This window comes from Nonomuraea diastatica (genome assembly GCF_004349015.1).
GTDB classification, from domain to species: Bacteria; Actinomycetota; Actinomycetes; order Streptosporangiales; family Streptosporangiaceae; genus Nonomuraea; species Nonomuraea diastatica.
The window spans coordinates 1-10751 of sequence record NZ_SMKP01000270.1 but is presented as its reverse complement, the minus strand read 5'-3'; the positions used below and the strand labels follow the sequence as shown (position 1 = coordinate 10751).

The following is a 10751-nucleotide window of genomic DNA, read 5'->3' as shown; positions in this document are numbered from 1 at the left end:
ACCTGTCGTTCACGTCGTGCGCCGACTACCAGGCCGGCTGGTTCACGCCGTACCGCAGGATGGCCGAGGACCAGCCCGACCTGATCGCCTTCCTCGGCGACTACATCTACGAGTACGGCGACTACAAATACCCCGTCCGTGACCAGGCCGGCGGCGAATGCCTCGACCTGGCCGGCTACCGCGTCCGCCACGCCCAGCACAAGGCCGACCCCGAGTCACAGCTCGCCCACGCCATCGCCCCCTGGGTCGTGGTGTGGGACGACCACGACATCGAGAACGCCTGGGCCGGCGACGTGCCGGAGCAGCCCGACCCGCCGTTCCTCAAACGCCGGGCCGAGGCCTTCCAGGCGTACTACGAGAACATGCCGCTGCGCCGCGCCCAGCGGCCCGGCGGCGCCTCGCTGAAGCTCTACCGCAGCATCCGGTGGGGGGCGATCGCCAACCTGCACCTCCTCGACACCCGCCAGTATCGCGACCTGTACGCCTGCACAGGCAGGAGCGGCACCGTCGGCCCCGACTGCCTGGAGCGCTTCGAGCCCAACAGGACCCTGCTCGGCCGCGACCAGGAGGCCTGGCTCGACGGCGAGCTGAAGCGCTCGCGCGCCACCTGGGACCTGCTCGGCCAGCAGGTCTTCTTCATGGAGATGGACTGGACGAACGGCGCGGGCAAGGGCTACTCGAACGAGGGCTGGGACGGCTACGTCGCCTCCCGCAACCGCCTGACCGCCGCCATCGACGACAACCAGCGCAACGCCGTCGTGCTCACCGGCGACGTGCACTCCCACTGGGCCGGGGAGATCAAGCGCGACCACCAGGACCCCGAGTCGAAGACCGTCGCCGTCGAGCTGGTCACCACGTCGGTGACGAGCGCCGGCAACGGCCTGGACGAATACCCCAACACGCAGATCCTGCTGGAGGAGAACCCGCACGTGAAGTTCTTCAACGGCCGCCGCGGCTACGTGCGGACCCGGCTCACCCAGCAGGAGATGAAGGTCGACTTCCGCTCGTTGTCCCGGATCACCGAGCCCTACGCCCCCGCCTACACCTCCGGCTCGTTCGTCATCGAGCCCGGCGATCCCCGGCTCAACCCCGCCTGACAGGACCCCCCATGCACACGATCACGGCCGCCGCCGCGGCGGCCCTTCTCACCCTGCCCTTCGTCCCCTTACCCGGTGCCGCGAGCGCGTCCACGGCCGCCGTGGCGGACCCATCGATGGGCCCGCCGATGGGCTGGAGCACCCGCTCGCTCGGCTGCTCGGTCTCCGAGTCCTCGGTCCGCCAGGCCGCCGACGCGCTGGCGCCGCTCGTGCCGCTCGGCTACCGGTACGTCGTCATCGACGACTGCTGGCTGGCCCCGCAGCGTACGGACGGCGTGCTCGCCCCCGACCCCGCCCGCTTCCCCGGCGGTATGAAGGCGCTCGCCGACCACCTCCACGGCAAGGGCCTCAAGCTCGGCCTCAGCCTGTCCGCCGGCACCAGGGCGTGCGCCGGCGGCGGGCCGGGCTCGTACGGGAGCGAGGCCGCCGACGCCCGCCAGGTCAAGGACTGGGGCGTCGACTACGTCAAATACGACTGGTGCAACGTCCCCACGGCCGACTTCCCCGGCCAGAACGTCCAGCAGATCGCCCAGGCCCTCTACCCGCCCATGCGCCAGAACCTCGGCGCGGACGTGGTGTTCGCCATGAACAACGAGGACGGCAGCACCGTGCCGTGGCTCTGGGGCAAGGACGCCGGCGCCACCACCTGGCGCACCAACGTCCACAACCGGCCCATCCCCGACAGCTACCCCTCGATGGTCGACGTCTGGGAGTTCAACCAGCTCAGGGCCGGGAACGCGGGCCCCGGCAGCTGGGCCGACCCCGACCTGCTCCAGGCGGGGCGCGGCGGGATGACCGAGACCGAATACCGCACCCAGTTCACGCTCTGGGCCGTTGGCGCGGCCCCGCTGATCCTGCAGGCCGACCCGGCCAAGGCCCCGCCCGCGATCGTCGCCAACCCCAAGGTGATCGCCGTGAACCAGGACCGGCTCGGCGTCCACGGCACGTTCGTGCGGACCGACGGCTGGTACCACGCGCTGGCCAAACCCCTGGCGAACGGCGACCGGGCGATCGTGTTGTTCAACGAGAGCGACCGGGCCGCCACGATCGGCACCCGGCTCGGCGACGCCCGCTACCGGATCGAGGATCTGTGGGAAGGAACGGTCACCTCCTCCACGGGCGAGCTGGCCGCCCAGGTGCCCGCGCACGCCGCCCTGCTGTTCCGCGTCTCGGAGCGCCGCGAACAGGCTCCGCCGCTGGTGACGTTCGAGGTGGACCCGGGCGCGCTCGGCGACGACCGGCCGTCCGTGCTGGAGCCCGGCAGGAGTGGCGAGATCGTCACCCGCGTCACCAACACCGGCGCCACCGGGCGGCTGCGTGACCTGCGCGTGACGCTCGCTGTCCCGGACGGCTGGCAGGCCACCGCCCGCACGCCCGCGAGGACAGGGAGGCTGGACGGCGGTGACACCTTCACCGTGACGTGGGCTGTCACCCCGCCGGCCGGCGCGGAGCGCGGGGACCACGAGCTCACGGCGACCGCCGCGTTCGACGGGGGCTCCCAGCCGGGCGCCGCCGTCGTCACCGTCGCCCAGGCGCCGCCGGCCGGCCGGACGTATGTGAGCGACGTGCCGTGGACCCGCGTCAAGAACCACTTCGGGCCGGTCGAGAAGGACACCAGCAACGGTGAGCGGGCCGCCGGTGACGGCCGCCCGATCACCATCGAGGGCGTCACGTACACCAAAGGGCTCGGCGCGCACGCGCCCGCCGACATCGAGTACTTCACCGCGGGGCGCTGCTCGACCGTCGAGTTCCAGGCCGGGATCGACGACGAGGTCGGCGCGGCCGGGTCCGCCGGCTTCGAGGTGTGGGCCGACGGGGGCCGGGTCGCCTACTCCGGCCTCCTCACCGGGTCCATGCCCGCCCGCAAGGTCACCGCGTCCATCGAGGGTGCTCGTTCCATCCGGCTGGTCGCGACGAACGGCGGCGACAACGCCACCTCCGACCACGTCGACTTCGCCGACGCCACCATCATCTGCACGTAAAGGAGTTGCCCGTTGCTGATCGTCCCCAAGCCGGTCACGTACGAGTCCAGGCCGGGCTCGTTCGTCCTGGACGTCCGGACCTCGTTCACCGCCGATCCGGCGCTCGCCGCGGTGGCCGCCTGGCTGCGCGCCGAGCTGGCCCCCGTGACAGGTGGCGAGCTGCTGCCGGGGCCCGGCTCGGGAGCGATCACCCTCTCGCTGGGCGACCTGCCCCCGGAGGCCTACCGCCTGACCGTCGGGTCGGACGCCGGGCCGGGAGTAGAGCCGGGAGTTGAGATCGTCGCCGGCGGGCCCGCCGGGGCGTTCTACGGCGCGCAGACGTTCCGTCAGCTCTTGCCGCCCGCCGCTTTCAGGAGGGCGGCGGGCGGCTCCTTCGAGGTGCCCGGTGCGTACGTCGAGGACGAGCCGCGCTTCGGCTGGCGCGGCTGCATCCTCGACGTCGCCCGGCATTTCATGACAAAACATGATCTTCTGAGGTTCATCGACCTGATGGCCCTGCACAAGCTGAACGTGCTGCACCTGCACCTCACCGACGACCAGGGCTGGCGGTTGGAGATCCGCCGCTACCCCCGGCTCACCGAGGTCGGCGCGTGGCGCGCGGAGAGCCAGATCGGCTGGAACGGCGCCATGGACGGCCGCCCCCACGGCGGCTACTACACCCAGGACGACATCAGGGAGATCGTCGCGTACGCCGCGCGGCGTCACATCATGGTCGTCCCGGAGATCGACGTGCCGGGGCACACGCAGGCCGCCATCGCCGCCCACCCCGAGCTGGGCAACCTCGGCGTGCCCCTGGAGGTGCGCACCACCTGGGGGATCGGCGACAACGTGCTCAACGTCGAGGAGAGCACCATCGCGTTCTTCCAGAACGTGCTGGACGAGGTGATCGAGGTGTTCCCCTCGCCGTACGTGTGCGTGGGCGGCGACGAGTGCCGTAAGGACCAGTGGAAGGCCAGCCAGGCCGCCCAGCGGCGGATCCGCGAACTGGGGCTGAACGACGAGGAGGAGTTGCAGAGCTGGTTCGTGCGGCGGCTCGGCGACCACCTGGCTGCGCGCGGGCGCAGGCTCGTCGGCTGGGACGAGATCCTCGAGGGCGGGCTGGCGCCGGGCGCCGTGGTGGCGTCGTGGCGCGGCGACCTCGGGGCCGTCGCCGCCGCCCGGCGCGGGCACGACGTCATCAACTGCGCCAACACCTCCGTCTACCTCGACTACCGGCAGGGGCCGGGGGAGGATGAGCCCGTGCCCTTCGGCACCGTGCTCACGCTGGAGGACGTCTACGCCTTCGAACCCGTCCCCGCCGAGCTGCGCGGACGGCCGGACGCCGCGCGGGTGCTGGGGGCGCAGTGCGGCGTGTGGACCGAGCTGATCGACTGCAACCGGCAGGTGGACTACATGGCCTTCCCGCGGTTGGCCGCCTTCGCCGAGACCGTCTGGAGCCCGGCCGACCGCGACCTGCCGGACTTCCGCGCCCGCCTGGAGGCCCACCTGGGGCGGCTGGATGCGATCGGCGTGGAGTACCGGCGCGCGTCGGGGCCGCTGCCCTGGCAGACCCGCCCCGGCGTGCCCGGCCGCCCTGAGGACCCGGCCGCCTGGCAGGCCACGATCGACGCCTGGACCAGCAACCTCAGGGATCTGCGCTGACCACCTCACCGAGAGGCGGCACGGGCACCCCACGGAACCGCCGCCGAGCCTCCGCCCACGCGCGACGGCGCCGTGTCGCGCGGCGGCAGGGCGGTGCGTGCGGCGGGTGCCGGGTCGTCGGGTGGGCGGCAGGCTGCGGTGAGGTGCCGAGTCGTGAGGTGGCGTGACGGCCGGGAGCGCCGGGGCGGGGTGTTGCACGTGAGCGGGACGTGCGGGCGGGCGCTGGCGTGGCCGGGATGCCAGAACGTGCGGGACCTCGGCGGGCTGCCCGTCTCCGGCGGTGGCCGCATCCGAAGGGGCGCGTTCATCCGCGCCGACCGCCCCCGGCCCGAGACCGTGCCCGCGCTGGCGGAGCTGGGGGAGACCCTGCCGGCGATCTACGAGGCGATCCTGAGCCGGGGCGCGCGCCGCTGTTCGCGGCGGTCATGGCGGCCATCGCGCACGCCTCGCCCGGGCCGGTGGTCGTGCACTGCCATTCGGGCAAGGACCGCACGGGGCTGGTGGTGGCGCTGGCCGTGACGGGCGTGCCCGGTGAGAAGATCGCCGCCGACTACGCGCTCACCGCCGCCTGCCTGCGGCACGGCGAGCACCTTGCCGCCCTGCCCGGCGCAGCGGCACGGGCACGGTCACGCCGGCTCTTCGCCCAGGTGACGGCGGCCACGATGACCGCCACGCTCACTCACCTGCGCGACCGGTACGGCGGAGCGGAGGAGTACCTGCTGGGCGGCGGCCTGTCCCCGACGGACGTGCCCCTGTTGCGCGCCCGCCTGACGAACGCGCCTGCCTGACGAGCGCCCGCTTGGCGAGCGCGCCTGCCTGACGAGCGCGCCCGCCTGACGAAAGCACTGAGGGAGCCGGTCGCCCGGCTGGGCGGTCGCCTGGATGAGGTGCCCGCCGGACGGGATCGCCCGCATGGCTGACCGGGGCTCGTCAGAGGTCGACCGGGCCGCCGCTGCGCCAGTAGATGTTGTCCTCCCTGGACAGCAGCCCCTCGTCCACGAGGTACCGTCGCAGCGCCGCGTAGTCGTCGTGGAAGGCCCGCAGCGCCACGGTCACGTCCTTCTCCGGATAGCGCACCCCCGGCTCGAACACCCGCACGATGTACCGCAGCAGGACGAGCCGCTTGTCGCGGCGCATCGTCGTGGTCGTCAGCCGCCCGTCGACCAGGAACGTCCGCAACACCCGCTCCTCCGCGCCGAGCTTCCCATCCGGCCGCAGGGCCGGCTGCGGGGCCGGATCCTTCGCCTACTCCGCGTGCGCGCGCAGCAGCTCGCGGAACCGTTCGGGCGTGGCCCGCCACTTCCCGTCGTCGTCGCGGGCGGCCAGGCCGCCGGTGGCCAGCTTGTGCAGCGCCTTGGGGGGCAGGTCACCGGGGAGGCCGAGCACCAGGGCGGCGAAGGCGCGCAGCGTGTCGTCCTGGGAGAGCAGCCCGAGGACGCGCCGGAGGTCGTGGTCGTTCACCTCACCCATTTTGTCCTATGATTGACGCGAGGATTTCTGACTCTTTGTAACCGTCTAAGTCACGAAATGTCTCGATCTTGAGACATGGTCATGACACGACCTCAACGCTCCGAACCGGACACTTAATCGACAGGCCTGTGCCGGGGCGCCCTTGCCAGTCCGTTCCGGCACAGGGCTTGTCGCTTTTCCAGGATCTCAGAGCCGGTTGAGCCCGATCACGTGAAGCACCGCCCGGCCCTCCTCGTCGGAGGCGGCCAGGTCGACCTGGGCGTCGATGCCCCAATCACCGTCGCCGGCCGGATCCCTGATCGTCTGCCGGACCTTCCACAACCCGCTCTCCTCCGCGATCCGCAGCAGTGCGGGCCCCCGGGCGTCGGCGTCGGTGAGGATCTCCTCGTGGTCGTCGTAGTACGCGTCCAGCGCCGCGCCCCAGTCGACGTCGGGGGCGAGCTCTTCCAGCTCGTCCTCCTTCTCGATGGCGCAGAGCTCGACCAGCCGGAACATGGCGTTGCGCACCAGCACCCGGAAGGCTCGCGGGTTGGCGGTGACCGGGCGCACCTTGGCCTCCAGCTGGTCCTTCTGCTCCAGCACCGCGGCCGGGTTGGTGAGCTTCTCCCACTCGTCGATCAGCGACGAGTCGACCTGGCGGACGAGCTCACCGAGCCACTCGATCAGGTCGACCAGGTCGTCGGTCTTGAGATGCTCCGGAACCGTGCGCGACAACGTGCGGTAGGCGTCGGCCAGGTAGCGCAGCACCGTGCCCTCGGACCGGGCCAGCTCGTAGAACTGGATGTACTCGGCGAACGTCATGGCCCGCTCGTACATGTCGCGCACCACGGACTTCGGGCTGACGGTGTAGTCGCCGACCCACGGATGCCCGCGCCGGTAGGTTTCGTACGCTCCGAGCAGCAGGTCGTCCAGCGGCATCGGATACATGACCTCGGCCAGTTGCTCCATCCGCTCTTCGTATTCGATGCCGTCGGCCTTCATCTGCGCGACGGCCTCGCCCCTGGCCTTCTTGAGCTGGGCGGACAGGATCTGGCGCGGGTCGTCGAGGATCGACTCCACGATCGACACCACGTCAAGCGCGTAGGACGGCGACTCGCGGTCGAGCAGGTCGAACGCGGCCAGCGCGAACGTCGACAGCGCCTGGTTCAGCGCGAAGTCCTCCTGCAGCTCGATCGTCAGGCGGGCCCGCCTGCCCTGCTCGTCGGGCTGGGCGAACTGCTCCACGATGCCGCCGGCCAGCAGCGACCGGTAGATGGCGATGGCCTGGCTGATGTGCCGCCGCTGCCACTTGCGGTCTTCGTGGTTGTCGGTCAGCAGGTGCTTCATCGCCTGGAAGCAGTCGCCCGGCCGGTTGATCACCGCGAGCAGCATGGCGTTGCTGACCTTGAAACGCGAGTTGAGCGGCTCGGGCTCGGCCTCCTGGAGCTTGACGAACGTGTCCTCGCTCCAGCCCACGAACCCCTCCGGCGGCTTCTTACGGGCATAGCCGCGCCGCCGCTTGGGGTCGTCGCCGATCTTGGCCAGCGCCTTGGCGTTCTCGATGTCGTGCTCGGGCGCCTGGCAGGCGACGTAGCCGATCGTGTCGAAGCCCGCCCGGCCGGCCCGCCCGGCGATCTGGTGGAACTCGCGGGCGCGCAGCCGGCGCACCTTGTTGCCGTCGTACTTCGACAGCGCCGTGAACAACACCGTCCTGATCGGCACGTTGACGCCGACGCCGAGCGTGTCGGTGCCGCAGATGACCTTGAGCAGCCCCGCCTGCGCGAGCCGCTCCACCAGCCGCCGGTATTTCGGCAACATGCCGGCGTGGTGCACGCCGATGCCGTGGCGGACCAGCCGCGACAGGGCGCGCCCGAACCGGGTGGTGAACCGGAAACCGCCGATCATCGAGGCGATGGCCTCCTTCTCGGCCTTCGTCGCCATGTTGATCGACATCAGGGCTTGGGCGCGTTCCATGGCCGCGGCCTGTGTGAAGTGCACGACGTAGACCGGCGCCTGGCCGGTGCTGAGCATCTCCTCCAGCGTCTCGTGCAGCGGGGTCATCCGGTAGGAGTAGACGAGCGGCACCGGCCGCTCGGAGTGCTTGACCACCGATGTGGGCCGCCCGGTGCGCCTGGTCAGGTCGCGCTCGAACATCGACACGTCGCCGAGCGTCGCCGACATCAGGACGAACTGCACGTTGGACAGCTCCAGCAGCGGCACCTGCCACGCCCACCCGCGGTCGGGCTCGGCGTAGAAGTGGAACTCGTCCATGACGACCTGGCCGATGTCGGCCGCGGCCCCGTCGCGCAGCGCCACGTTGGCCAGGATCTCGGCCGTGCAGCAGATGATGGGCGCGCCCGGGTTGACGCTCGCGTCGCCGGTCATCATGCCGACGTTCTCGGTGCCGAAGACGGCGCACAGGTCGAAGAACTTCTCCGACACCAGCGCCTTGATCGGCGCGCTGTAGAACGTGCGGACGTCACGCGTCAGCGCGGAGAAGTGGGCGCCGGCGGCCACCAGCGACTTGCCCGAGCCCGTCGGCGTGGCCAGGATCAGGTTGCTGCCGGAGACGACCTCGATGAGCGCCTCCTCCTGGGCGGGATAGAGGGTGAGCCCCCGCTCGGCGTTCCAGGCGACGAAGGCGTCGAAGATGGCGTCGGGATCGGCGTCGATGTCATCTGGCAGGCGGTCAACGAGTAGGCTCACACCCTCTATCCTGCCGAAGTTTGCCCGATGGTCGAACCGGCTCCGCCCCATCAGCCCGAACCGGGGCGTCCGCCTCCAGGTCGAACTGGAGCAGGACGGTGTCGATCCAGCGCCCGTGCTTGAAACCCACGGACCTCAGCCGGCCGGCCTCGGCGAAGCCGAACGCCTCGTGCAGCCGCGCCGACGACGGGTCACCCGAATCGGCGATCACCGCCACGATCCGGCGGGCGTGCGTCCGGCGCGCCGCGTCGATCAGCTCGCCGAGCAGCAGCCGGCCGAGCCCGCGCCCGGTCATGCCGGGTGCGAGGTAGATGGTGTCCTCGACGGTGTGCCGGTAGGCGGGCTTGGGACGGTATTGCGCGAGGTAGGCGTAGCCGGCGATCCGGCCGTCCACCTCGGCCACCAGGAACGGCATCCCGGCCCGCGTGACGCCGGCCGCCTTCGCCCGCCAGTCCTCCGGCGAGGGCGGCGTCTCGTCGAACGTAACCACGCTGCCCGTCACGTAGTGCGCGTAGACGGCGGCGACGGCGGGCAGGTCGGCGTCGGCGAGGGCTCGGACCTTCGTCATGCCTCCCATTCTGCTCACCGGCGGATTACGCCGGTGTTTCCGGACCTCACGCCCCGGCGCGCGGCGCCGTCAGCAGCAGCCCGCCGAGCAACGCGATCACCGCGAGGAACGGCCCGCCGCCGGGGGCGAAGCCGCCCACGGTGAGGGTCAGCACCCCCGCGCCGACCAGCGCGGTCGCCCCGAGCACGACGCCCCAGCCCGCCTTGCCGTACGGCAGCGCGGGCGGCGTCTCGAACCTGGCGAACCCCTTCAGCAGCGGCCACAGCACCAGGCACAGCAACCCGAACCAGAGCGGCCATCCGGCGAACCAGAGTGCGCTGCCCGGCGCCGGCGTCTCGATGCCCAGCAGGACCACCACGACGCCGGTGACGGCGAACAGGGCCGGCATGTGCCACAGGTACACCGTCATGATCCGCGGCCCTGCCCAGTCCAGCAGCCGGCCCGTGCGCAGCCGCAGCAACCACGGACGCAGCAGCACGGCCAGCCCGATCTGCCCGGCGGAGACGGCCAGCATGGCGAGGGTGGGCGGGGCCATGTTCGACATCTCGGCGCCCGGCAGCCCGATCATGCTGCCCGGATAGGGGCCGTACGCCACCAGCAGCGCCGCCGCCCCGAAGCCCCCTGCCGCCAGCGCCCACGCGTGGCGCAGCCGGCCCTCGGCGTAGAGGAAGCCGAGCTGGTGCGCGGCCAGCCAGACGAACACGATGTTCAGATAGCCCACGGCCTCGAACCCGGTGGAGAAGCGCGCCACGTCCGTCAGCACCGCCCCGGCCGCCAGCCCGGCGGGGACCCACAGGCCGTACCTCTCGTGCAGGCGCAGCGCGTACGGGGTGGCCGTGACGGCGATCAGGTAGACGGCCAGGAACCACAGCAGCTGCCCGGTCAGCTTCGCGCCCACGTCGAGCGGCTGCTCGGGCACGCCCAGCGTGAGCAGGATGTGTGGCAGCGGGATCCACACCGCGGTCAGCGGCAGCAGGGGCCAGGCCAGCCGGCGCAGCCGCACCGCCAGCCACCGCGGCGCGCTCTTTCCGCTCCGCCCGAATCCGATCGCGTTCGCGGCGCCGCCCGCGAAGAACACCAGCGGCATCACCTGGCTGATCCAGGTCACCACCCACACGCCGGGCGTGGACAGCGCGTTGCCCGTGGTCAGCCGGCCCCCGTCGTACGACAACACCGGGATGGTCCAGTGCTGCAGGACGATGAGCGCCATGCCGAACACGCGCAGCAGATCGATGAACGGATCCCGCGCCACCGCGCGCAGGCCTGCCGTGCGGCGCGGCCCGGGGGCTGTGGCTGCGGGGGTGGGGG

The 10751-nt window shown here is 71.6% G+C and carries 10 protein-coding genes; 5 read left to right on the top strand and 5 right to left on the bottom strand.

Annotated elements, in window-relative coordinates; genetic code table 11:
• The 5 genes from E1294_RS48505 to E1294_RS48490 all read left to right on the top strand — a co-directional run.
• Positions 1–1097 (top strand): alkaline phosphatase D family protein (locus tag E1294_RS48505; RefSeq protein WP_165977903.1); only part of this gene is annotated, 1097 nt, incomplete at its 5' end.
• A gap of 11 nt (positions 1098–1108) precedes the next feature.
• Positions 1109–3079 carry an NPCBM/NEW2 domain-containing protein gene (locus E1294_RS48500; RefSeq protein ID WP_132518980.1) on the top strand — a complete coding sequence of 657 codons (1971 nt, stop codon included), beginning with the start codon at positions 1109–1111 and terminating at the stop codon, positions 3077–3079.
• Positions 3080–3091: 12 nt separating this feature from the next.
• On the top strand, positions 3092–4720 hold the full coding sequence (locus tag E1294_RS48495) for a beta-N-acetylhexosaminidase (protein WP_132518977.1): 1629 nt from the start codon (positions 3092–3094) through the stop codon (positions 4718–4720).
• 72 nt (positions 4721–4792) lie between these two features.
• Positions 4793–5239 (top strand): tyrosine-protein phosphatase, encoded by a 447-nt coding sequence (locus tag E1294_RS58645; protein ID WP_425465282.1) that lies wholly within the window; start codon positions 4793–4795, stop codon positions 5237–5239.
• Positions 5131–5508 carry a tyrosine-protein phosphatase gene (locus E1294_RS48490; protein WP_425465283.1) on the top strand — a complete coding sequence of 126 codons (378 nt, stop codon included), beginning with the start codon at positions 5131–5133 and terminating at the stop codon, positions 5506–5508. Before E1294_RS58645 ends, E1294_RS48490 begins: the two co-directional genes overlap by 109 nt.
• Before the next feature lie 142 nt (positions 5509–5650).
• On the opposite strand, the gene E1294_RS56840 is transcribed toward E1294_RS48490, so the two are convergent.
• The 5 genes from E1294_RS56840 to E1294_RS48470 form a co-directional block, all read right to left on the bottom strand.
• Positions 5651–5902 (bottom strand): DUF2087 domain-containing protein, encoded by a 252-nt coding sequence (locus E1294_RS56840; protein WP_246083814.1) that lies wholly within the window; start codon positions 5900–5902, stop codon positions 5651–5653.
• A gap of 63 nt (positions 5903–5965) precedes the next feature.
• Positions 5966–6181: a hypothetical protein gene (locus tag E1294_RS56835; protein WP_246083813.1), complete on the bottom strand. Its 216-nt coding sequence runs from the start codon at positions 6179–6181 to the stop codon at positions 5966–5968.
• 195 nt (positions 6182–6376) lie between these two features.
• Complete coding sequence (locus E1294_RS48480) at positions 6377–8926, bottom strand: DEAD/DEAH box helicase (protein ID WP_246083812.1); 2550 nt, start codon at positions 8924–8926, stop codon at positions 6377–6379.
• Positions 8859–9443, bottom strand: a complete 585-nt coding sequence (locus tag E1294_RS48475; RefSeq protein WP_132518971.1) for a GNAT family N-acetyltransferase — start codon at positions 9441–9443, stop codon at positions 8859–8861. Before E1294_RS48475 ends, E1294_RS48480 begins: the two co-directional genes overlap by 68 nt.
• 46 nt (positions 9444–9489) lie before the next feature.
• A partial coding sequence (locus tag E1294_RS48470; protein WP_425465281.1) for an acyltransferase family protein occupies positions 9490–10751 on the bottom strand: 1262 nt, incomplete at its 5' end.